Source organism: Symplocastrum torsivum (assembly GCF_059505465.1).
The window spans coordinates 150,637-173,698 of sequence record NZ_JCACKQ010000125.1 but is presented as its reverse complement, the minus strand read 5'-3'; the positions used below and the strand labels follow the sequence as shown (position 1 = coordinate 173,698).

The 23,062-nt window shown below is 44.4% G+C and carries 23 protein-coding genes; 11 read left to right on the top strand and 12 right to left on the bottom strand.

All coding sequences use genetic code 11. The features are described 5' to 3' along the window. The first annotated feature begins 112 nt into the window (after positions 1-112). Entirely contained in the window at positions 113-4,282 is a 4,170-nt protein-coding gene (gene urtA / locus AC5JL3_RS31345; RefSeq protein WP_496078168.1) for an urea ABC transporter substrate-binding protein, read from the top strand. Between the two features lie 219 nt (positions 4,283-4,501). Next, positions 4,502-4,819 carry a hypothetical protein gene (locus AC5JL3_RS31340; protein ID WP_496078167.1) on the top strand — a complete coding sequence of 106 codons (318 nt, stop codon included), beginning with the start codon at positions 4,502-4,504 and terminating at the stop codon, positions 4,817-4,819. 134 nt (positions 4,820-4,953) lie between these two features. On the opposite strand, the gene AC5JL3_RS31335 is transcribed toward AC5JL3_RS31340, so the two are convergent. The 3 genes from AC5JL3_RS31335 to AC5JL3_RS31325 all read right to left on the bottom strand — a co-directional run bounded on the left by AC5JL3_RS31335 (position 4,954) and on the right by AC5JL3_RS31325 (position 6,955). Then, complete coding sequence (locus AC5JL3_RS31335) at positions 4,954-5,211, bottom strand: hypothetical protein (protein ID WP_496078166.1); 258 nt, start codon at positions 5,209-5,211, stop codon at positions 4,954-4,956. A 41-nt stretch (positions 5,212-5,252) separates the two neighbouring features. Beyond that, positions 5,253-5,561: a hypothetical protein gene (locus tag AC5JL3_RS31330; protein ID WP_496078165.1), complete on the bottom strand. Its 309-nt coding sequence runs from the start codon at positions 5,559-5,561 to the stop codon at positions 5,253-5,255. 455 nt (positions 5,562-6,016) lie between these two features. Further along, the gene (locus AC5JL3_RS31325) at positions 6,017-6,955 is read right to left on the bottom strand and encodes a M28 family peptidase (RefSeq protein ID WP_496078184.1); all 939 of its coding nucleotides are present in this window, start codon (positions 6,953-6,955) and stop codon (positions 6,017-6,019) included. A 363-nt stretch (positions 6,956-7,318) separates the two neighbouring features. Between AC5JL3_RS31325 and AC5JL3_RS31320 the strand changes: the two genes are divergently transcribed. Next, positions 7,319-7,675, top strand: coding sequence for a Spx/MgsR family RNA polymerase-binding regulatory protein (locus tag AC5JL3_RS31320; protein ID WP_496078164.1), 357 nt, complete (start codon positions 7,319-7,321; stop codon positions 7,673-7,675). A gap of 102 nt (positions 7,676-7,777) precedes the next feature. Here AC5JL3_RS31320 and AC5JL3_RS31315 read toward each other — a convergent pair whose 3' ends face one another. From AC5JL3_RS31315 to AC5JL3_RS31305, 3 genes are all read right to left on the bottom strand, one after another. After that, the gene (locus AC5JL3_RS31315; RefSeq protein ID WP_496078163.1) at positions 7,778-8,470 is read right to left on the bottom strand and encodes an HNH endonuclease; all 693 of its coding nucleotides are present in this window, start codon (positions 8,468-8,470) and stop codon (positions 7,778-7,780) included. A gap of 263 nt (positions 8,471-8,733) precedes the next feature. Further along, positions 8,734-9,318, bottom strand: a complete 585-nt coding sequence (locus AC5JL3_RS31310) for a DUF262 domain-containing protein (RefSeq protein WP_496078162.1) — start codon at positions 9,316-9,318, stop codon at positions 8,734-8,736. Positions 9,319-9,540: 222 nt separating this feature from the next. Continuing rightward, entirely contained in the window at positions 9,541-9,693 is a 153-nt protein-coding gene (locus tag AC5JL3_RS31305) for a hypothetical protein (RefSeq protein WP_496078161.1), read from the bottom strand. Between the two features lie 266 nt (positions 9,694-9,959). On the opposite strand from AC5JL3_RS31305, the gene AC5JL3_RS31300 reads away from it, so the two are divergent. Then, positions 9,960-10,331, top strand: coding sequence for a DUF2237 family protein (locus AC5JL3_RS31300; RefSeq protein WP_496078183.1), 372 nt, complete (start codon positions 9,960-9,962; stop codon positions 10,329-10,331). A 50-nt stretch (positions 10,332-10,381) separates the two neighbouring features. Here the strand turns inward: AC5JL3_RS31300 and AC5JL3_RS31295 are convergent, their stop codons facing one another. From AC5JL3_RS31295 to ttcA, 3 genes are all read right to left on the bottom strand, one after another. Further along, a complete protein-coding gene (locus AC5JL3_RS31295) occupies positions 10,382-10,738 on the bottom strand; it encodes a HepT-like ribonuclease domain-containing protein (protein WP_496078160.1) in 357 nt (118 codons plus the stop codon). Further along, on the bottom strand, positions 10,728-11,018 hold the full coding sequence (locus tag AC5JL3_RS31290; RefSeq protein ID WP_496078159.1) for a nucleotidyltransferase family protein: 291 nt from the start codon (positions 11,016-11,018) through the stop codon (positions 10,728-10,730). Before AC5JL3_RS31290 ends, AC5JL3_RS31295 begins: the two co-directional genes overlap by 11 nt. A 63-nt stretch (positions 11,019-11,081) precedes the next feature. After that, positions 11,082-11,903, bottom strand: coding sequence for a tRNA 2-thiocytidine(32) synthetase TtcA (gene ttcA, locus AC5JL3_RS31285; RefSeq protein WP_496078158.1), 822 nt, complete (start codon positions 11,901-11,903; stop codon positions 11,082-11,084). A 242-nt stretch (positions 11,904-12,145) separates the two neighbouring features. Between ttcA and AC5JL3_RS31280 the strand changes: the two genes are divergently transcribed. The 3 genes from AC5JL3_RS31280 to AC5JL3_RS31270 are packed head-to-tail and all read left to right on the top strand — an operon-like array spanning position 12,146 to position 15,042. Beyond that, positions 12,146-13,069: a hypothetical protein gene (locus AC5JL3_RS31280; protein WP_496078157.1), complete on the top strand. Its 924-nt coding sequence runs from the start codon at positions 12,146-12,148 to the stop codon at positions 13,067-13,069. Further along, complete coding sequence (locus tag AC5JL3_RS31275; RefSeq protein WP_496078156.1) at positions 12,985-14,196, top strand: DEAD/DEAH box helicase; 1,212 nt, start codon at positions 12,985-12,987, stop codon at positions 14,194-14,196. The genes AC5JL3_RS31280 and AC5JL3_RS31275 overlap by 85 nt, the downstream gene beginning before the upstream one ends. Positions 14,197-14,202: 6 nt before the next feature. Beyond that, the gene (locus AC5JL3_RS31270) at positions 14,203-15,042 is read left to right on the top strand and encodes an SWIM zinc finger family protein (RefSeq protein ID WP_496078155.1); all 840 of its coding nucleotides are present in this window, start codon (positions 14,203-14,205) and stop codon (positions 15,040-15,042) included. A 195-nt stretch (positions 15,043-15,237) separates the two neighbouring features. On the opposite strand, the gene AC5JL3_RS31265 is transcribed toward AC5JL3_RS31270, so the two are convergent. Next, on the bottom strand, positions 15,238-15,729 hold the full coding sequence (locus AC5JL3_RS31265) for a CYTH domain-containing protein (RefSeq protein WP_496078154.1): 492 nt from the start codon (positions 15,727-15,729) through the stop codon (positions 15,238-15,240). A gap of 156 nt (positions 15,730-15,885) precedes the next feature. Here AC5JL3_RS31265 and AC5JL3_RS31260 point away from each other — a divergent pair, with 156 nt between their 5' ends. After that, a complete protein-coding gene (locus tag AC5JL3_RS31260) occupies positions 15,886-17,484 on the top strand; it encodes an NAD(P)H-hydrate dehydratase (protein ID WP_496078153.1) in 1,599 nt (532 codons plus the stop codon). Positions 17,485-17,700: 216 nt separating this feature from the next. Here AC5JL3_RS31260 and AC5JL3_RS31255 read toward each other — a convergent pair whose 3' ends face one another. Together AC5JL3_RS31255 and AC5JL3_RS31250 are read right to left on the bottom strand one after the other, a co-directional pair. Then, positions 17,701-18,528: a nucleotidyltransferase family protein gene (locus AC5JL3_RS31255; protein ID WP_496078152.1), complete on the bottom strand. Its 828-nt coding sequence runs from the start codon at positions 18,526-18,528 to the stop codon at positions 17,701-17,703. Between the two features lie 164 nt (positions 18,529-18,692). Continuing rightward, entirely contained in the window at positions 18,693-20,345 is a 1,653-nt protein-coding gene (locus AC5JL3_RS31250; RefSeq protein WP_496078151.1) for an iron uptake porin, read from the bottom strand. A gap of 639 nt (positions 20,346-20,984) precedes the next feature. Here AC5JL3_RS31250 and AC5JL3_RS31245 point away from each other — a divergent pair. From AC5JL3_RS31245 to cbiQ, 3 genes are read left to right on the top strand one after another with little or no spacing between them, the layout of a single operon-like run. Beyond that, entirely contained in the window at positions 20,985-21,737 is a 753-nt protein-coding gene (locus AC5JL3_RS31245) for an energy-coupling factor ABC transporter permease (RefSeq protein WP_496078150.1), read from the top strand. A 35-nt stretch (positions 21,738-21,772) separates the two neighbouring features. After that, positions 21,773-22,162: a PDGLE domain-containing protein gene (locus AC5JL3_RS31240; protein ID WP_496078149.1), complete on the top strand. Its 390-nt coding sequence runs from the start codon at positions 21,773-21,775 to the stop codon at positions 22,160-22,162. A 13-nt stretch (positions 22,163-22,175) separates the two neighbouring features. Then, on the top strand, positions 22,176-22,955 hold the full coding sequence (cbiQ, locus tag AC5JL3_RS31235; protein ID WP_496078148.1) for a cobalt ECF transporter T component CbiQ: 780 nt from the start codon (positions 22,176-22,178) through the stop codon (positions 22,953-22,955). The last annotated feature ends 107 nt before the right edge of the window (positions 22,956-23,062 follow it).

Here is a 23,062-nt window from a genome sequence, read left to right as displayed (position 1 = left end):
AGTGTTGGTTAAGCCTGATTGCTGAGCCAGATGCCAGGATAGAGAAGTATAGATAACTGGGTGCAGAGATATCGGTAAAGGGTTGCTTTAAGTAACAAAATTTTTACAATCCATGTCAGCAGCCAAAAACCCAACTTTGTCACCTATAAGAGTTGGCATCTTGCATTCTCTTAGCGGCACGATGTCCATTAGTGAAACGCCTCTAGTTGAGGCGGAACTCATGGCGATCACAGAAATTAATCAAGCTGGAGGAGTCCTCGGTAAGCTTATTGAGCCTGTCATTGAAGATGGTGCTTCTAATCCCGCTTACTTTGAAAGCTTAGCGCGAAAACTCATCCAACACGAGTATGTTACTACCGTCTTCGGCTGCTGGACTTCTGCGAGTCGAAAAGCTGTCTTACCAGTCTTTGAAGCGTTGAATGCTCAACTCTGGTACCCTCTACAGTACGAAGGACTAGAGTGTTCCAAAAATATTTTCTATACTGGCTCTTGTCCCAATCAACAAGTTGAGCCAGCCGTTAACTGGCTGCTGCAAAACAAAGGCAGCAGATTTTATCTTCTAGGAACTGATTATGTCTTCCCACGTACTGCCAACAAAATCATCAAAGCTCAACTCAAACAGCAAGATGGCACAGTAGTTGGTGAGGAGTACGTTCCTCTAGAGTGCCAAGACTTTCGAGAGATTATTCTCACAATCCAGCAAGCTAAACCGGATGTTGTTTTCAATACCCTCAACGGCGACAGCAACCTCGCTTTTTATCGCCAATATCAAGAGGCAGGAATTACAGCCCAAGAGATTCCTATCTTAGCTGTCAGTGTTGCTGAAGTAGAACTCCAGAAGATTGGGGAAGCGGCTGTTGGTCACTACGCCAGTTGGAGCTATTTTCAGAGTTTAGACACCCCCAACAATCGGCAATTTGTTAAGAATTTTCAAGCGAGATATGGATGCGATCGCGTAACCTCTGACCCAATCGAGTCGGCTTACACTCAGGTTTATCTGTGGAAGCAAGCCGTGGAACTTGCCTCATCTTTTGAGGTGGAGCGAGTGCGTCTAGCGGCTTATGGGCAAAGCTTTGAGGCTCCTGGCGGATTTGTCCGCGTCGAACCCAATCACCATGTGGGGAAAGCAAGCAGAATTGGGAAAATATTACCGACAGGACAATTTGAAATTGTTGGAGGAAGCGATTGTCCGATTAAACCACTGCCTTGGTTAGGTGTTGAAGAGTTGAACTTCAAGACCGCTAATGTAGTAATTGAAATGCTATCCGAAGTCAGCCAAGAGGTTCATAAAACTTGGCTGTTGGAGCAAAAGTCTCGTGAATTGGAAGCGGCGAGGGTAGAGTTACAGCGTGAAATTACCCAACGCCAGCGAGTCGAGGCAGTACTGCGTGACTCGGAAGCAGAACTCCATGCCTTGTTCGCCACAATTACGGATGTTGTCATCGTCCTTGATGCTCAAGGGCGCTATCTCAAAATTGCACCGACGAATCTCTCACTTTTATACAAACCTGCTGATCAACTGATTGGGAAGACAGTACACGAACTTTTTGAGCGATCGCAAGCGGATACCTTTCTTCGCTGCATCCAACAAGCTCTCTTCACTCGGCAGACTGTTAATGTTGAGTACAGCCGTCCTGCAATTGGGAAACAAGAAGTTTGGTTAACGGCTAGTATTTCACCAATTTCAGACGATACAGTTCTCTGGATGGCGCGTGATATCACCGCTCGCAAGCGGGTAGAAGAAGCCTTACGGGAGAGCGAGGCGCGATTTCGGGCAGCGGCTGAGGGTAGTCTTGATGCCTTTTTCATCTTCCAGAGTTTACGAGACGAGGTAGGGCACATTATCGACTTTACCTTCGCTGACCTCAACGCCAACGGCGAACAGATGATTTCGATGACCAAAGAACAGGTGCTTGGTAAGCGAATGTATGAACTTCTGCCCTTCAATCGCACCTCTGGCTTGTTGGAGAAATATATCAAGGTTGTTGAAACGGGAATTGTCTTAGAAGAAGAGTTTCCGGTTTCAACACCACAAGTGCAAGCCTCCTGGCTTCACCATCAAGTTGTCCCCTTAAGCGATGGCATAGCGATTACGTTAAGAGACATTAGTGAACGAAAACGAGCAGAAGAAGCGCTTAAGGAAAGCGAAGAACGCTATCGGGCTGTTGTTGAGCAGAGTGCAGAAGGCTTGTATCTCATTGATGCCGTCACCAAGCGTGTTCTGGAAGCCAATTCTACCTACCTCAATTTACTCGGTTATACTGCTGAGGAAATTCTGGAGCTGACTCTTTACGATCTTGTGCCTATTGATCGAGACGTTCTAGAGGTAAGAATTTCGCAGATTTTAAGGGAAAAACATCTTTATCTAAGCGAAACGCAGCACTGCCGCAAAGATGGCTCTCTTGTTGATGTTTCTGCCAGTGTTAGCCTAATCTCCTACAGGAGTCGGAAGGTTTTCTGCGTCGTCGTGCATGATATTACCCAGCTTAAGCAAGCTGCCGCCGCGTTGCAGGAGAGTGAAGCAAGGCTCAGATTAGCCCTGGAAGCTGCCCAGATGGGGACATGGGACTGGAATATCATGACCAATGAGGTCGTCTATTCTGACCAACTCGGACCCGTATTTGGTTTGCCTCTGGGTATGTATCATCCTACCTATGAAGCCTTTCTGGATTCTGTCTATCCAGAAGATCGTGAGTATGTGGCTCAATCGGTGGCTTGTGCGCTTACAGAAGGAAGAGATTACGCGATCGAATTTCGGGTAATTTGGCCAGACGGAACCCTAAATTGGGTAGGACACAAAGGTCAGGTTTACTGCGACCCTACTAGTAAGCCAATACGCATGGTTGGTGTGGCGATGAACATTACCGAGCGTAAGCTAGCAACCGAGGCTCTACGGCAAAGCGAGGAAAGGATGCGGGCACTTTTGGATGCCATGCCTGATCGGATGTTTCGCCATCGGGTGGATGGCACCTATTTAGACATCAAGGCACAAGCAGATGACTTGCTGGTTCCACCCGAAATGTTGATTGGGAAGAATTTGCGTGATGTGCCGATGCAGGAGGAGGTAAGAGAGCAGTTGCTTAGCCTAGTTCGGGTAGCTGTCGAAACGGGTGAGCTACAAACCTATGAACATGAACTAGAAAAGGCTGATGGGGTTCATAGTTTTGAGGCACGGATTGTCAAGAGCGGTGTTGATGAAGCCGTCTGCATTGTGCGCGATATCACTGAGCGTAAGCAGGCGCTTGATGCTCTGCGGCAAGCTGAGGAACGGTATCACAGCATTTTTGAGAATTCTGATCAGGGGCTATTTCAAGTAACACCGGATGGGCGTTATCTCAGTGCGAATCCAGCACTAGCCAGAATTTACGGCTACAAGTCTCCTGAAGACTTGATTGCCAATTCGACGGCTATCAGTGAGCAAATTTACGTTGACTCCCAACGCCGAGGGGAGTTTTGGGCGCTAATGGACGCACAGGATCGGGTATCAAATTTTGAGTTACAAATTTTCCGTCAAGATGGCAGTATTATCTGGATTTCGGAAAATAGCCACGCTGTTCGTGATGCTGATGGGGAACTACTCTACTACGAAGGCAGTATTGTTGATGTGACGGTGCGTAAGGTTTGGGAAGAAGCACTCCGCTATCAACAAGCCTGTGCTGAAGAACTGCTGTTGAATATTTTACCGGAGCCGATCGCGCAGCGGCTGAAATTGGCGGAAAGTACGATCGCGGATAGTTTTGCTTCAGTGACGGTTTTGTTTGCTGACTTGGTTAACTTTACAGAAATTTCTGCTCAGATTCCTCCCAGAGAATTAGTAGTTTTACTCAACCGGATATTCTCTGAGTTCGATCAACTCAGCGAAAAGCACGGTTTGGAGAAGATTAAGACGATTGGCGATGCCTATATGGTAGTGGGTGGTTTGCCCAAACCTAGAGCTGACCATGCAGAAGCGATCGCAGAAATGGCACTGGATATGCAACAGGCAATCAGTCACTTCAAACGCGACAACGATGAACCGTTCCGCCTCCGCATGGGTATCAATACGGGGCCTGTAGTAGCAGGTGTGATTGGTACAAAAAAGTTCACCTATGACTTATGGGGCGATACAGTGAATGTTGCTAGTCGCATGGAATCCCAAGGTATGCCAGGAGGAATTCAAGTCACGACGACAACGTATGAGCAGTTACGCGATAAGTATGTTTTTGAAGAGCGAGGTACTACCCTGGTTAAGGGTAAGGGAGAAATGCTTACTTACTGGCTGATTGGGCGAAAAGGTAGTTAGTTGTTGGTTGTTGGTCGTTCTTAAGGCATTAGAGAAGGCGATCGCGTATTTGGATCGGTCAACTTTCACATTAGAACGTAATAAGGCAATAAACATTGCTATATTCTAAAAAAACAATTTAAGCCTTATGTTGGTGCTTATTAACACGAAAAACACAATAAGATTTTTTCCTGTGTCAAGTGTTAATTCGCGCTACTTAAGGGATCAAGATTATTCCAGATGCAAAAAGAGCAAATCAGGATCGATTTCGGACAAATTGAACTATCAGACTTGGAAACCGAAGAGGATTTTCGCAAAGAAGCTCAAAGATTGCTGCCAGAAGCTCTCGTTCAGATAGGCGAAGCGATGGGTGAACAGACATGGATTGCCTTACAAGAAAAAGTAAAAGGCTCACGCTCGAAAGGAACCACCTCGTCTAACGAGAAGCGCAAGTTTGTCAAAGAAGCGGGGAAAAATTATCAAAGAGGGGCAACTGCTAGAGACAGAAAAGAAATCGAGGACTATATCGTGGAGCAACTGCGTAGTCATCAAGAGTAAGCGGCAGCGCCATTTAAGTTGCTTGCTTGATTGCAATCCCTTCTTTGTTAGCCGTTGACGGTTGTCAGTCAACGGTTAACAGTGACAAAAAGCAAGGCTTGTTCAATATAAAATTTACAATGCATATCAGCTTATTAAAAAATTATCCTAACTGGGCACGGCTCGTAAAGGGTTTCTCCATTGCCTTTAATTTCGACAGTTTGGATAACTTTTAGCCGAGACGCAATTCGGTATAAATCAGAAGCAAACTGTTGGTGCAAAGCTTTTGCATCATCGGGTATGGGGCAATCAATAATCAAATTCCCCTTGTCCACCACAACTGTAGAGAATCTGATAAGTTGCCGATAACCGCGTCTACCATCGCCGAGAAGTCTTAGCTTAATTGAATTCATGAGTACTCTTTTTCTTTACCTACACTCTCGGATTTCCTAAGTTATTGAATATAACTCAGAATTAACTGCTTTACTCTTTCGAGCGGCGTATCTATATCTAAAACTACTGGTTTTTCTTGCCCAGCTATATTGAACAAAATCAGTTCTTCCCCAAACTCTATAGCTGAAACACTGCCTTTGGTTGTTGAAAATACAGTCGCGTTCATAGCAGGGCTATGTAACTCAGCTTGAGATAAATTTAAACGAGAAGTATTTTCAGGAATAACGTCTAGTACAGTTGCCACTTCTATAGGGTGAACTGCTGTATTGATATTAGAGTCAGAAAATGAACGTAAAAGAGAGTCGAGCATAAGTTCCTCAAGATGATTTACCGCATTAAAATCAGGTCAAAAAGAGCAGACACTCAGAAAGCGCCCAACCCAGTAACGATAGAACCAAAAAGCAGAAAGTGATGTACTCGCTCATATTAATACCTCAATGACTCCTAAATGCTCTAAGCTCTTAGTAGGTCACGATTAGAAATAGTTTATTTTCTTATCTTTAAAGATAAGAAACTCTATCAATTTGAACTTCTACCAAAAGTAAAAAATGTTAGAGCGATCGCTTATAACAAAGTAAGACGAGGGTTAGACAAATAAGATTCTGGCAGAAAATCTTGTATGTCTTGAGAAGGGGATTCGTGCTAAGCGAGGTTGTCTAGATGAACACAGATTAGGGAGAAACGACAATCTTTCTCTTTGGGTTCGGTATCGGCAGTCGTGTTGAAATAATCAATGAGCAAGGAGATAACTGAATTGTGGATTTACTACTCTGGTTGGCTCAATCCTGATAGATCCGCGATCGCATATTCCAAACCTGCCACTACCCGTGCGAGGCTTTCGTAGTTAACTTTGTCGGGGGTATCATTTGCGGTGTGATAGTAGGGATAACGAAAAGGTGCGGTGTCCGTCACCATTATTCCGAGATAACCCTGCTGCCAGAATGACCACTGATCAGACCAACTTACACCAGTAATTTCGTTTGGCAGTGCAGTCCCTTCAGACGGGAATTTGGTATGACGACGGAAAGACGCGATCGCATCTGTTACCAGTGACTCGGAAGCGACATTGCCGACGAAGCTGATGAAATTCCCCTGGAGCGGGTAGATGGAGGATAGCTCAGGTAAAGGATATTTTTGGCTACCAATTTTGTCAGAATAGTACCCGATCGTTTCCAGACTGAGCATGGCAACGACGTTTTCAGAGCGCTGTTTGCATCGAGACGCATAAACCAGACTCCCCATCCCTTCTGAGAAGAAAAAAGGCGGCTCCTCATTAACAAACTCAACAAACCGTAAGGTTCTTTGAGGCTTTTTCCCAGCAAATAGACGCGCTAGTTCTAAAGTGGCAGCAGCGCCAGTGCCGTTGTCATTTGCACCAGGACTACCAGATACTGAGTCGTAGTGTCCGCCGACGATAACAATCTCGTCAGCTCGTTGAGTACCGGGGATTTCGACTTCAAGATTGTAGTAGGTCTGGTTGTCAATGGTGTATCCTTGCCTCTGGACTTTATACCCAGCTTGAGCGAATGAAGCGTCTAGGAAATCAGCCGCCGCCATTAGTTCCTTGTAGTGTAGGAAGTTCCGTTCCCCAATTTCACTCCCCAGCTTTTCTACATCCCGTTGAAGGGAATCCCTGAGCGCCACTTCTTTTTGGGTTAAGGGTGGTAACTCTCCTCGATAGCTTTCCCCAGGCATCTGAATCATACTTAACGAACCCCAGCTAAAGAGAATACCCAGGATGAGGAGGAGTCCCGCCAACAGGAGCAAGGCGGCTCGAAAAGGTCGTTGCACACCCAAAGGACGATTTTCGTTGGTGTCCCGCTCATCCACAACTTTATCTTTTTGATCAGGACTCACAAGAGAGGATATTCAGGTATTTCAGTAGCTTAAAAAGTTTGTCTGACAGAAACCTGGCTCTATGGTGGGATATCGGCTAGTCGGCATTTAAGTTGCACATAGCTTTAATAGCAGTGAGGGCTTTAGTAAGTCTAGGTTGCCTAGAGGCATTGGAAATGGTTAAAAATATTGGGTGCATTGCATAGTAGTTAATGTTGATTAACAAACGTTATGTCTATTCAAGTTTACGGAATACCAAATTGCACCACTTGCAAGAAGGCTCTCAACTGGCTCGAAGAGAAGGGTGTTGAGTACGACTTTATTAATACAAAGGAAAATCCACCAACCCGTGAAACGATCCAAAGTTGGGTGGATACTCTAGGTGCTAAGCCGATGCGGAACACTTCAGGTCAATCCTACCGGGCGCTAGGTGACGAGAAGCAGACTTGGGCTTCCCAGCAGTGGATTGAGGCGTTTGCCAAGGATGCGATGCTTCTCAAGCGACCGCTTTTCGTGAAGGATGGAGCAGCCGTGCTGGTAGGATTCAGAGATAAAGAGGATGTGATACGGGAAAAGTTAGGGTTATAGATGCCTGTAGTATACATCTCCGAAATATAAACCCTCGTGAGAGAATAGCAAAAGCAAGAGCAAGAGCAAATACTCTGTGTAAGGCTTGTATTATTTCAGACTTTAGTTTTTGTAAGTACTGTTGCAGTAGGGGTGAGACAACTGAGCATTCTCTAAAGCTCCGGTCCCACCATCCTGTTTTCGTATTTTATGGTCGATTTGAATTGACTTTGTATGTAACAATCCACCACAAATTGAACAGCAAGGTGCAGTCTTTACTGCCTCTCTAATAAAAGCAGCACTCTTGGTATCTTTGGAAAACGAAGAAGATTGGATTTCTGCTTGTTCAACTGACAAAACTAAATAGGAAAATTTCTTTTGTAAAACTACGTTTCTTAGTACATCTTCAGGAGAAACACCTTTATTCAACTCATCAAGAATCGCATCAAAATAATCAACAATAGGTACTATTGCCTTATTTGCCTGCCGTACCTTCCTAACAATTTGCTGGATAATATTGTCGGATTCCATCAATATTAACTCAAAGTTGGCACGATGTCTTGTAAAAATGTCTAGTTTACGTTTCTGGTCTAATCTTCTAGAGAATTCAATAACCGCATGAAAACAACTTACTCGAAAATGACCGTTACTACTATATATGTAGACTATAGGATGAAGACCTAACGAAGAAGGATGAATATCATTTACTCGCCTCAAGGCTTTACGGATGGATTTCAACAAACTAAGTGTTTTATCCCCATTCTCATCATCGACCTCTTTATCACTCTTAAAAAGGCTAACTAATTCATAGATCATAGATAACGAGCTGGCTTCATGATCTTTCCCACCAAGAGGTAGATCAAGGCTTTTAATAGGGCTAGTTAATATCGGCTCGAAAATAAGTTTATTAACCTCTTCTGCCTCTTTCTGAATATCATCAGCTATTTGGGGATTATAGGTTTTCCAATATTTATAGCCTTGACCTCCTCGACGAATAGCTCTTGAACATAATCCAGAAGGTTTTCTTCTAGATTTAAGGACTGCAATCTCAGTATCTTTGAGAGGAGTAGATTTTTGATTTATCTTGAAGAAAGAGTCTTCTGCTTTTCTCGAATCTCCATTAACCCACTGAAGATCGATAGCTCTCGTTCCAAGGTTTTTAACCTCTTTTTAACTTTGTCTTCCGCTAAATCAGGCTCAAACAAAGACTCTTCATAATGCTTAAATGCTCCAATCTCTGTATTAATTAGCTCTCTAGCCTTCTTTGCATTATCAATTTGAATTTCAGGAATACTATTATCAAAAAACTTTCTTGAAAGCTTACCGTCGCCATAGTCATCATTAACCCATGCTGCTAAAGCACTAATTCGATGAGCACCATCTATAACAAAGGTATAGCTATCTGCATACTTCCAAAGAATAACTGCTGGAATCAAATCGCCATCAAGAAAGCTTGCGATTAAATCACATACTTTTTCAGTATCCCATTCACTTGTTTCTCTTTGAAAATCAGGCTTCCTTAAAGACGCAAAGAAAAAACCGGGGATTTTAAAGTCACTATAGCTTAAACTAGTTTTATGAGGTCCCTGGGAGATCTGCGATTCATCCTGAACATCAAAATCTTCTCTACTAATCAGAGCATCTAAAAATAAGTTTCTTGCCATACTTGCTTTCTAAATGGCTTAATCCTTGAAGCTAGCCTGCGCTAGATGTCATTAACTTACGCTATCTATTCAGCTATCGCAAAGTCAGTACTACACCGTTGTTATACGATACACTTACTCAGCAATTCCTTCACTCATTGTATGATAACCGATGCCTTAAAACGAGAATCAAAGGCTCCCCGTTGATCTACTGTCAGCCAGCAACTGAGAATAACGGCTGCGTTAGACTTCGCGCTTCGATTTCTGAAACTCTAAAACCTTAGAGTATAAACTCGCCACTGATTCTTGTGCAAAAAGCTCATCCTTAAGTTTCAGGTAATTCCCTTTCCCCAGATTGGACGCTGCCCAGAATCGAGCAACCTGGGATGGTTCCATATTGGAAAAAAGGATCTGTAGTCCTTCTTGTAAAACTTGTTGCTCACTCTTGACTTGGATCATCGCTGCTTGTCTCCAACACGAAATTGACTGGATTTATCACTTTCATTGCAAAATAGATTTCATCTGAGGAATTTTCAGGAGTCTGCCCCATAGCGTGATTGCCTATGCTGATACTAAATGATATGAGCAGAATACGACTTGCCGATCGCAAACGTATCTTTAGTAATCTATTGATGAAACCCATTACTAAAAAAGTTACCGTCATGACACAAGCTAGAAATGTCCTTGGAGGAGAATTGGAGACTTGCTGCACTTCTCCCATGACCGGATTTTATCGGGATGGAAAATGTAGCACTGGAGCTGGTGACGTTGGTTCGCATATCGTCTGTGCCCAAGTTACGGAAGAGTTCCTTGCATTTACCAAGTCCAGAGGGAATGATTTGAGTACAGCAGTGCCAGCGTTTGATTTTCCTGGCTTGAAACCTGGCGATCGCTGGTGTCTGTGTGCGAGTCGATGGAAGGAGGCGCTAGATGCTGGCGTTGCTCCACCTGTAGTTTTGTCAGCAACCCATGCATTAGCTGTGGAATACGTTTCTCTGGATGAACTGAAGCAACACGCGCTTGACCTTGCCTAAGCTTCTATCCTCGGAGTTCAAGAGAATATAGATGCGATCGCACTCGATATTCAAAACTCATTCTCTGCTTCGCTAGTCAATAGATTTCTCAGAGGTTCTACCACTGGAGGAAGGTTGTTCTGAATCGTTCCCCAAACGATCTTGAGATTAACGTGAAAATACTCATGAGCCATGATATTTCGCATGTCGCTCATCAATCGCCACTGAACTTGAGGCGCACGAAGCTGAATCTCGGCAGGAATATTTGCTGCGGCTTCACCAATGACAATGTACTTATAGAGGACTGATTCTACAAGCATTTCATTCGCGCTAAACTCTTCAAATGTCAGCCTATCGGTACGCTGTTGGATCGTAGAAATCGCATTCAAAATATCCTGTACTCGGAGTTGCCAGCTTCTAGAAGACATGAATCACATCTTTCAAAACAGGTTCACGCAGATGTTCTTTTAAAGCATCCTGGGTACCTAGGTCAATATCACGTCCCAGGATATCCTCTAAATAGTGCTGAATCTCAAAGAATTCAAAAAATCCGACAGGTTTGGAAAACTCCACTAGAAAATCTACATCACTATCTTGTCTAGCTTCATCCCGTGCTACAGAACCAAACAAATCTAAAGACTTGACTCCTAGTTCTTGAAGCTTGACTTGATGGACTTTAATAATCGCTAGCACTTCATCTCGCTTCAACGTTGCAACCCTCCTTATCAGACTTCATTCCCTAGTTTCTCTCGTAACAATTTCATCGTAGTGTCAGTTAGTGGTTGATGTGTGCGATCGCAAATTGCCTAGGCTAGCGAAATCAAACAACTGGGTATCGGCAAGATGGGATGGGGTAACATTTTGAAGACTACTGAATAAAGTTTCAATTCGTCCTGGATGTTCCTGTTCCCAAGTCTGCAATAGCTGCTTGATCTGCGCCCGTTGCAGGTTCTCCTGAGAACCACACAGATTGCAGGGAATGATGGGAAACTGTTTGATGTCTGCGTAACGCTCGATATCACGCTCCGAACAATAGGCTAGCGGTCGAATAATCACCTGTTGTCCGTCATCGCTCAACAGCTTTGGTGGCATGGCTTTGAGTTGTCCACCATAGAACATATTGAGAAACAAGGTTTCCACAATATCATCCCGGTGATGACCCAGAGCAATCTTAGTAGCACCCTCTTCAGAAGCAACGCGATAGAGAATGCCGCGACGCAAGCGCGAACATAGGCTACACATGGTTTTTCCTTCAGGGATGACTCGCTGAACGATGCTGTAGGTGTCCTGTTCGACAATTCGATACGGCACCCCCAAAGAGTCCAAATACTCTGGCAACACATGCGCTGGAAAACCTGGCTGTTTCTGATCCAGGTTCACGGCGAGGAGGTCAAATTTTATTGGCGCTTTGCGTTGGAGGCTTAGCAGCACGTCGAGTAGGGTGTGGGAATCTTTGCCACCGGACAGACAAACCATTACGCGATCGCCTTCTGCAATCATGTTGTAATCTGCGATCGCTTTTCCTACTAAACTGCGTAGGTGCGTCTCTAGTTTTTTGAAGGTCTTTGAAGTACGAACCTTTGTCGCTTCCATGCAACGGTTCCCTCAGATTTCCACTGCCCATTTTAGGCTGAAATCAGGTGAAGGCGGGTAAAAGCACCGGAGATACACAACCCATTCATTAATTCAGCCCGAACTTTAGTTCAGGGCTTAAGGAGAGTGACATTCGTTTTAAGTCCTGGTCTGTGGGAAACGCAACAATACTAGAACACCAAGATTTGGTATCATCCCTCAAATAGGTAGCTAAGAATAACAAACTTTAGAGGCATCTACCCATGAAAGTTCTCCACGGCACTTGGATTCCCTCATCCGAAACATCATTCATCCAAACGGGTGCTTTTTACTTATGGATAGAAACGTTTTTTCAGAAGAGAAATAAAACTCAATCAGAAAACATTCATCCAGGACATTTAAGGAAAGAGGATTTATCTAACTTTCTTTTCAAGAAATTGGGTATTCCCGAAACTCCCTCGCTCCTGATTAAAAATAATATTTCCTCAAAATACTTCATTCTACCTAGCCTCGATAACCAACCTCTCCCTTCTCTAGAAATGACTCGATATCTAGAAGGAGAGACTCCTGAAGACATAGATTTTAAAGCTTGGGCTATTGATTGTTATCAAGTCACTCGAACTCTTCGAGGTACTAATTTTAAGTCTTACCAGGTCACACCAGTTATTCAACTCCTCAATGACCTTCATTTTCTAGCTCTCTATAGCTCAAACGAACTCCAGTTTGGCTCAGACTTGCTCTTCTGGTACCACTATACTCAGTCTTTCAAGCAAGTTCTCCTCAAAGACCAATATATTCCCGCTCTAAAATATCGGGAGTTACCTCTTCCTAAAGGAAAACGAAAAAAGCCAGCTAATAATTTTGAAATTTATCCAGCTTGGCAAATCATTTCTGAGCAATATGAAGCAAAGATTCATCAATATGTTGATTGTATGCCCCTGGCTTGTGTTTGCGGCTCAGAAAGCCAAATAAACTCAACTGAATTTTATGATAAAGAGACTTTGTTACGACATTTCTCCGAATATATCCTAACCGAAATTGTTGTCAATACTCCTTTACCAGCTAGCTTTGATAAAAAGATTATTGACTCATTAATTTACAGTTGTGTTTATCCCACCCAGTCGGTAGTAGCCGAATTAAAGATGAACAAGAATTTATTGCTGCGGCTTCAAACTACGATGTCATAATTACATCTTTTACTCTAGCCAGAAAAGACGAAAAACTCTTTAAAAGTGTGACATGGCAGCGCATTGTACTCGATGAAGCACAAAATATCAAAAATCCTCAAGCAGCACAAACTAAGGCGGTTTTAAAACTCCAAGCTAAGCACCGTCTGGCTTTAACAGGAACACCAGTAGAAAACCGCTTATTAGACCTGTGGTCTATTTTTAACTTTCTCAATCCTGGTTACTTGGGGAAGGAAGCGCAATTTCGCAAATCGTTTGAAATTCCGATTCAAAAAGAGAATGATAAAGTAAAGTCTACCACTTTAAAGAAGTTGGTAGAACCATTTATTCTTCGGCGAGTGAAGACGGATAAGCAAGTGATTAAAGATTTGCCGGATAAAGTTGAACACAAACAGTATTGCAACCTAACGAAAGAACAAGCTTCGTTATATGAGGCAGTTGTTAAGGATGTAGAAAGACAACTTGAGGAAGCAGAAGGCATACAACGCAAGGGACTAATCTTGTCTACCCTCATGAAGCTGAAGCAAGTGTGCAATCACCCAGCGCAGTTCTTACAGGATAGCAGTGAGTTTCTCCCAGAGCGATCGCATAAACTAGAACGCCTTGCCGAGATGATAGAAGAGGTCAATGCCGAAGGGGAAAGCTTACTGATTTTCACCCAGTTTACAGAAATCGGCGACAACCTGGAGAGGTATCTCAAACAAACCCTACATTACAACACCTATTATCTTCACGGTGGCACCAATCGCAACAAACGGGAAAAGATGATTACTGAGTTTCAAGACGCAGAAACTGAACCTTCTGTGTTTATCCTTTCTCTGAAAGCTGGTGGTGTTGGGATTACCCTAACTAAAGCAAATCATGTCTTCCATTTTGACCGTTGGTGGAATCCAGCAGTGGAAGACCAAGCAACAGATCGTGCTTTCCGGATTGGTCAGAATAAAAATGTATTTGTTCATAAATTTGTAACATTAGGAACTTTGGAAGAACGCATCGATCAAATGATTGAAGATAAGAAGAAACTCTCATCAGCAATTATTGGGACAGATGAATCTTGGTTAACTGAACTGGACAATGAAAGCTTTAAACAGTTGATTGCTTTGAACAAAACAGCGATTTTGGAGTAATTAGAAATGGCACAATTTAGTAGAACATGGTGGGGAAAGCGATTTATTGCCGCGTTGGAAGCCTTTACTGACTCAGCTAGATTAGGGAGGGGTCGGTCTTATGCCAGCGGAGGTAAAATTAAGGAATATAAAATAATTCAAGGAAAAATTACAGCAAAGGTGAGGGGGTCAGTTAATCCCTATTTCGGGGTTTACAAAGAACCTTTATACAACACAACTATCGAGATTAAACCCATTTCAGCAGCAGATTGGTCAAAAGCGATCGCACAGATTGCGTCGAAAGCTAGTTTTGTCTCAAAGTTATTAATGAACGAAGTGCCGGATAATATAGAATCGGCTTTTACTGAGCTAGATTTAAATTTATTACCTCAGAGCCGTAAGGATTTTACAACCAATTGTTCCTGTCCGGATTATTCCAATCCTTGTAAACATATTGCTGGAGTTTATTACTTAGTAGCCTCCGAATTAGACTCTAACCCATTCTTACTATTTGAACTTAGAGGATTATCACGGGAAAAACTCATTCAAGAGTTGGCTAAATCTCCACTAGGGCAAGTTCTCTCCTCAGGAATAGAACCTGAAGATATTCCGATTGAATCGGCTGTCTCCTACTACACGAAACCTGAAAAAGTGCCAGGAAAAGAATCGGTAAGTTTAAGAGACTTTTGGCTAGGGGAAAAGCGATTACCACAAACTATCGAAGCGGCTTCTCCAGCAAGTATTCCAGCAATTTTAATTAAGAAGGCGGGAGATTTCCCACCATTTTGGAAGAAGGATACTTCTTTTATTGAGGTAATGGAGGAGTTGTATCAGCGAGTGAGAACAAAAAATAAAGGGGTGATGTAACGAACAACAATGATAATCATTACAATAGTTTCTGGCAGAGTTATTACTTACCAGAATGAGCAACTGCTATACATCTAATGGCATAAACTGGACGGACGAGATGTCCATCCTACAAACAATACAGTCAAGGGCGCACAGCCGTGCGCCCCTACAACAATTGGTACTTTATTGACTTGAAAAACACTACAGTTTTACTTACTGGATTGACCACTGACTATACGGATGTTGAGATAGATTGACATTGTAATATCTGGGATCATCGGAAACTTCTATGTCAATCCAGTCTGGCAGTTCAATAACTTGATTTTCGTCGGTGAGTTCAACTTCCGCCACAATTAAGCCTTGATTTTCACCAGCGAATTCGTCTATTTCCCAAAGTAAGCCACCGAATTCTATTTTGTAGCGTGTTTTTTCAATCAACGGGGGTTCACATAATGTATCCAGCATTTCTTGAGCATCCTCTGCTGGAATAGTATACTCATACTCCGCTCTAGAAACACCCTTGGTTAAACCTTTGATGGTGAGATAGCCTTGATTTCCTGCTAGGCGTACTCTTACAGATTTGCCTTTTGTAGTGGAAAGATAACCTTGACGATAGATGGTGCCAGTAAGAAGTGCTGCCTCTGACTGATGCCTACGCCACACTTCACCTTTGACAAGAAACTTTCGCTCGATCTCAACTGCCATACCTGATATTTATAAGGGGGATGTACACGCCTAGATTGTTGAATACTATTTTATTTGTCCACGTTGACATAGTGAGTGTTGCGAAGCGATCGCATCTTCAAGTTGCAAGATAAACTTGTTGGCAAAAGAGGCAGGGGAAAGAAGCAGACAAGCAAAATGGCATTTGACAAGCAAGCATTGACTACAGGGAATAATCGGCGAGAACAAATCGAGCAAGTCGTGGTGACGGCACAGCAGATGCGCGAGATAGAAGGGCGCATCTTTGAGGCAGGGATGCCAGTTGCCGCGTTGATGGAAAAGGTTGCCGGACTGATTAGCCGTCGTATCCAGGAACTTTACCCTCGTTCTCTCCTACGTCGAGTCGGTGTGTTGGTAGGGCCAGGACACAATGGGGGGGATGCTTTAGTCGTGGCGCGGGAGTTGCACTTCCAGGGCTACGATGTGCTGATTTATCGTCCGATTTCAAAGCTCAAGGAACTCACCGCCAATCACGCTCAGTATGCAGAGAGTTTGGGTATTCCTGTTTATGAGCAGATTTCGCCCTTGTATCAGTGCGACTTGATTATAGATGGCTTATTTGGCTTTGGGCAAACGAGAGTACTTGAAGGGGAAATTGCTGGTGCCATTGACCAGTTAAATCAGCGATCGCAACCGATTGTCAGCATTGACCTACCTTCTGGGATACATACAGATACGGGAGAAGTGTTGGGAACGGCAGTTCGGGCAACCCATACTCTTTGCTTAGGGTTGTGGAAGCTGGCTATTCTGCAAGACCAAGCGTTGGAGTATTTCGGTAAAGCGGAGTTAATTGATTTTGGCATTCCTATGAGGGATGTCTGGTCAATCCTCAGTGAACCCGTTGGGATGCAACGAATGACAGCCGCCACTGCCAAAGACTTGTTACCGATACCTCGCCCAGCCGTAACTCATAAATACAAGCAAGGGCATCTCTTACTAGTTTGTGGTTCTCGTCGGTATTCAGGAGGGGCACTTTTAACAGGATTAGGTGGGCGTGGCAGTGGCGTTGGGATGCTCTCGATTGCCGTGCCAGAAAGCCTCAAGCCGATGCTGAGTAGCCAGTTGCCAGAGGCGCTAGTTATCGGTTGCCCAGAGACACAAGATGGGGCAATTTTGGAGTTACCAGCAGCGTTTGATTTGAGTAAGTATAGTGCGATCGCGTGTGGCCCTGGTTTGACGGTGGAGGCGAAGCCAGTGGTGCAAAGCGTGTTAGAGGCTGAATGTCCTCTAGTTTTAGATGCAGACGGTTTAAATATTCTTGCTGAACTGAGAACGATTCCCACATTATTAAGGCGTAGAGCAACTACCGTTTTAACACCTCATGCTGGTGAATTTAAGCGCCTATTCCCCGACTCAGCAACGTTACTCCCAGATCGAGTAAGTGCTGTTCGTAAAGCATCCCAACTGAGTCGTGCTGTCGTCTTGTTAAAGGGGGCCAGGACAGCAATTGCTCATCCTGGAGGCTCTGTCTGGCTGATTCCTGAGAGTACACCCGCTCTTGCTCGTGGTGGTAGTGGGGATGTATTGACAGGGCTTTTGGGAGGTCTAGTGGCGCAGGAAGCCTTGCAAGAACAGCCTTTGGAAGCAACAACTGCCGTTGCCGCTTGGTGGCACGCCCAAGCGGGGATTATGGCAGCAGAGGAACGAACAGAATTAGGAGTCGATGCTTTTACCTTGTCACAGTATTTGATTCCGGTTGTGCGATCGCTTAATGTCACTGACTTAAGCCAAAAGTAATCGTTCGTAGAAAAACCTTGCTTGGGGGGCTTCCCCCCAAACCCCCTCCTCACTAAAGCTCCGGTGGGGGACGGAGTGCCTCCCCCAAACCCCCTGCACAAGGATTGATCGAGAGGTGGCAGAGGTTGGATTTATTCTTTAAGTCAGTGCCATTCGTGCGATCGCTTTTTTCAAATCACTGATGCTAACCAACAACCAACAACCAACAACCAACAACTAAACCTCAACAGAAAAATCCCTAACTGCCCGTACTAAATCATCCGGTGTGCCAATATCCAGGTAACTACCTTGAGGAAATACCTCAGCTTCTACTCGCAACCCTTTATAAATTGCTGCTTGAATTACATCCCCAATCGGTATCTCTGATTGTGGTGGTAGCGAATCCGCCGCCTCACTTCGCACTTTACCCGACTCAATCACCACTATGTACTCATGCATGAACTGTGTAAAAGTAGGTGTCCATACGGCAATCCCCCACATATAACGTAAATCAGTCTCGTGAGGCTTTTCGACAATTAGCTGCACTCGACCTGTCGTATCAAAATCAACCATACCTGCCTTTTGAGGTTGATTAGTCGGGAATAATCCCAAGACAACATCAGCTTGAGTCGTCGCTTGACGCGCAAGTAACTGTACATAGGCATCATCAGGCTGAAACAAGATATCCGGGAAACCCAAGGCTACCAGCGAATCTTGAACAAAAGGATACGCCTGATCCAAGGTGTAAGGCACACCATAAGGCAAGTTCATAATCAGATAGCCTAAGTTCATCTTCAGCATTGTGCCATCCCTAAAATAGGCAGGAATGTCCCACTTCCCAGCACGCAGAATAAAGAAGGCTTGCTCAATTCCTGCTAACTGCATCTTCTCCAACAGGTAATGACAAACAACTTTTGGTCGTAAACTACCGCCTTCCTCCACATGCCGAAAGCCAATCGGATACAACTCCTTACTTACAGGTAAGGGCGAAATCCTTGTTGCATATCCGCCAGCGGGTAACAACCCAATGACTTTTTGCTTGTTGGTTTGATGGCTATTGGTCATAAGGGGATGGGGGATAGGGGCTAGTGCAAGAAGGCAGAAGGTCAAAAGGCTTGTACTTTTCAAGGAAAACAGAAAAGCTGATAGCTGATAGCTGACTGCTAACCGCCATAGTTGCTTTTTGTTAGGAAGCGGCTGATATTTGAATTGCGATCGCAAACGCTAGTCTAGAAACTAAAGGTTGTCCGCACCGTTCCAATCACGACATCATCATTAACACTATTGTGGTCGGGTGCTGTCAGCCAAATCACCCCCGGCGTAATCGTGATATTATCCGTCAACTTGTATTGATAGAACGCTTCTAGATGAAGTGACGTGCTTGGGTTATCAATACCCAGATTTACCAAAGGGTTGTCACTATCCGTTACTTTTGGCTCCATGCCAATGATAATACCTGCCAGGTTACCAGTCTTACCCAAATCCGGAAATGCGGCGGTTACTGCCCAGTTCCAGATACTAGCATCTCCCTGATCGATGACACGCGCTTGGGTATATCCTGCCCAACCGCCCAAAACGAACTGAGGGCTAATTTCAAAGGATGCTTCCACACCGTAGGAATTGCTGAGTGCCGATAGTCCTAACAAATTGGCATTGTTGCTACCAGTACCTAAGTAGTTGTTATAGGCGTGAACATAGGTTAAACCAAGACTCAAGCGTTCACTCGGCTGAACCACTAACTGCGCTAATGCGCCATAGGAACCATTAAACAAACCAGCACCTGCTTCCGGATTACCCGCATCACCAGCTAAGTAACCTAGACTCAGTTCTACATTGTCACTAAAAGCGTGGCGAACACCAACACCAGCACCCTTCACGAGGTAGTAGATAGAAGGGCGAGTCCCAAAGCGTGAGAGTGCGCCGCTTGCGCCATCACCATCCAGGTAAGGATTAACTGTATTAGCAAAATCTTCCGCCCCAGCAGCATTCGCGGCAATGACAACTTGGGTACGACTACCAATAGGGAAACTATATAGCAGTTCATCCAGTTGAACATCACTATCTGTTTCCCCTGTAAAAGCCAGTTCACCTTCGGGGGTAAGAGTACGGCTTTCCAGAGAACTCAAGCCTTCTGCCTGAAGTCGTGTGCGGAGTATATCTCTACCTGTGAAACTGGTTTCTAAGTTTAAACGGGTTCGATGACCAAATGTGGTGACAGTATCAATATCATTACCCTCGGCATCCTCTCCATCTACAATGCTGGCAAGCCCGAAGATGACTTCTCCATCCAGTTTGGTTGTGCTGGAAAATTGCGTGAGTTCCAGTTCCCTAGTACGGGCAGTAAGCGCATCAACATCAGCGCGTAGTAAAGTGAGTTCAAGGATAAAGCCTTGCCTTAAGCGTTGTAAAGTTGCTAAGTCTTCTTGAGTGACAAGATTTTCATTTCTCGCGATGAGTGTCTGAATTTGATCGAGGGCGCGTTGTAAGCCTGCGGCAAACTCATAGCGAGTCATGCTGCGGTTGCCTCGGAAGGTTCCATCAGGATAACCCGCAATCGCACCATATCGTTCCACAAGCGATCGCAAAGCTTCATACGCCCAGTCTCCCGGTTGAACATCAGCGAGTTGAGAAACGTTGGTTACCTGCCCAAAATCATCTGCTTCCTGATTGTTATAGTGATTGATTTGCTCTAAGACACTTGATGTTGAGTCTGTCACCTCAACTGCTTGGGATTGGGTTAAGGTTGGCTCAGTTGAGTTTTCCTCCAATCCCCTAGTGACTGACTTCTCGGTAGCACTCACCTCACCCGACACAACGAAAAGTAGAAATGCGATCGCTACAACTGGACTAACCCGTAGACGATTCTGCAAAATTTGATACATTTTAGCCTCACACCAACACACTCCTCCCACATTGTTAATCCCTGGAGAGCTAAGATGCCAAGCAAATTCCAATATCTAGTGGAAGACGAGATTTTTTAGTAGGCGATTCTTTAAAGAGGTAAACCTAAAACAGGTAACACCAATTTTCTTAAGTTCATTGGTGCAGACCGAAGAGAAGCAAACTTTAGCCAAACAAAAATAGGAAATACTAATTTAAAACTGACCGATAGGTTTAGGAAACCAATTAGTCCCTTTTGCAGTACTAATCATTAAGTTTATTTTTCAATACCCTTAACAAGGGTAAAAGAAGTTTTTAATCTTTAACGCTTACTGAAGTCATTTGTCCATCATCTTTAACAGAAATCTCAGTAGCTCTATAACTTTTTTCGTGTAGGACAAGTAAGAACCTCACAGATTGTACTAGATAGAAGACGCAAATTTTGTATAATTTATTTCTCTAGATAGAGTTTATGAATCCTTCTAAATGCTTTCATAGCAGATTGAAAGCTCCAACTTTTATCTAATCCTAAAAGAGGTTCTTTCAATGCCCCCCTATGGGATTGCATTTTTTATACAAGACAGGTTTTATTAGAGGGTTGCACTTATTGAAGCAACCGACAAAAAATAGAGTTTGTAGTAATGATTACAGTCTTGCTGCCCAGTATTTCCACGCACAACTTGCTGCATTGGCTTATACAGCCACAGTTAGCGTTGCACATTCCCGATGGGTTTTTGAGTCTACCCGTTAGCCTTGTCACCTGGCTACTTGCGATCGCCCTGATTGCAGTCTCCCTAAAGCAAGTGCAAGCGGACTATCAGGAACGGGCAGTACCACTGATGGGGGTTTGTGGGGCGTTTATCTTCGCTGCTCAAATGATCAATTTCCCGATTCCAGGAGGCACCTCTGGTCATTTACTCGGTGGAACACTAGCGGGAGTTTTACTAGGGCCTTGGGCTGGTTCATTGGTGATGGTTGCTGTTTTTATTGTGCAGTCTGTCTTCTTTCAGGATGGTGGCTTAACGGTACTCGGAGCAAATATCACCAATATGGGTCTGATTGGGACATTTGGTGGTTATTATCTCTACAAAGCAATCCGATTTGCGATCGGACGCAATACTTGGCGGGGAATGTTGATTGGTACAGCGATCGCATCTTGGACGAGTGTCTTTGTTGCTGCCCTTTTAACGGCAGTGCAACTAGCGCTATCGGATAAAGTCTCTCTGGGGCTGGCTTTAGGGGCAATGGCATTTTGGCACATCCTGATCGGCATTGGCGAAGCGATCATTACCGTCGTGGCTGTCAGCTATGTCTGGCGCGCTCGACCTGATTTGTTTTTTGACCCACCACGCAAAACAGTCTCCTCAAACTCTCGCCCAGTTTCAACCCGCTAAATTTATACATCTTGTTAGACAGAGATTCAATACTTATGAGTAGCAACCTCTCTCGCCAACGCAACCGTGCCTTCGTCATCGCTGGCTTAGGTGTTGCCCTCCTAGTTGCAATTTTCCTCTCTCCCTTTGCGAGTTCAGATCCAGACGGCTTAGATCGAGTTTCTCAGGATCTAAAGTTTGATGATGAAGCCGTCGAAGAAGCCCCTGCCCAAAAGCTACCCTTTTACGCTGTTTTTGAAGAGTATGCCCTTCGGGGTGTACCGGAAGCCGTTGCAACTCCCTTAGCTGGGTTAGTAGGTACATTAGCAACATTTGGCTTAGCTTGGGGCATTGGCAAGCTGGTGGTTCGGGGTACGTCGCCATCTACTACAGACGATGATGCCCCCCAGTATCTCGATGATCCAGACCAGCCCCTGGATAGATAGGAATTACAAGCAGATGCTGCTGCACATTGGGGCATTTAATCTAGATGTTGATAGCAAAAATGATACACCCTGGCACTCCTTAGCTCCCCGGACTCGCGTTCTATGTACCGTACTTTTGGTGTTTGCGATCGCGCTGACACCAGATGGGCGTTGGTGGACTTGGGCAATTTATGGCGCAGGTGTGTTAAGCGTTATCCTCCTGAGTCGGGTGACTTTGAGCGTGCTACTCAAGCGAATCGCTGTTGAGTTTGTTTTTGTTGGCACGATACTACTTGGCACCTTATTTCAGAAGGGTGGCGAAGCCATCTGGTCTTGGGGAATACTAAAAATTACGACAGAAGGGTTGATGGTTTTAGGGAGTGTCGCAATTAAGGCAATGCTTTCACTCTTGATGCTCAATATCCTCACCCTAACTACTTCCGTCCCAGCCTTACTGAATGCTTTAGTCGCCTTACGCACTCCTCCTCTGTTGGTAGCAATTCTTGCTTCAATGTATCGCTACATCGGTGTTCTAATTGGTGAGTTCAACGCGATGCGTCGCGCAGCAGCATCTCGCAATTTGATGGGGAGTAACCGCTCTTCACGCTTAGTAATTGGCAACATGATGGGAGCGCTATTTATTCGTACCTATGAGCGAGGAGAGCGAGTTCATCAGGCAATGCTATCACGGGGTTATCGAGGAGTACCACCGATTGAGAAGGTTCCTCCAGGTGGCAAACGGGATATTGTGGCTATTACCTTGACCGTAATTTTGGCGCTACTCGGACAGGTTATCTACTTATTACGCCGATAAAGTTGAAGAAGGAGTTCAGAAGTTACAGGAGTTACAGAATCTCTTTCAGACCTGGATTGTGACCCCTGCTCCATGAGAAGTCGCTCCTATCTTCAGGGAAGTCCAAA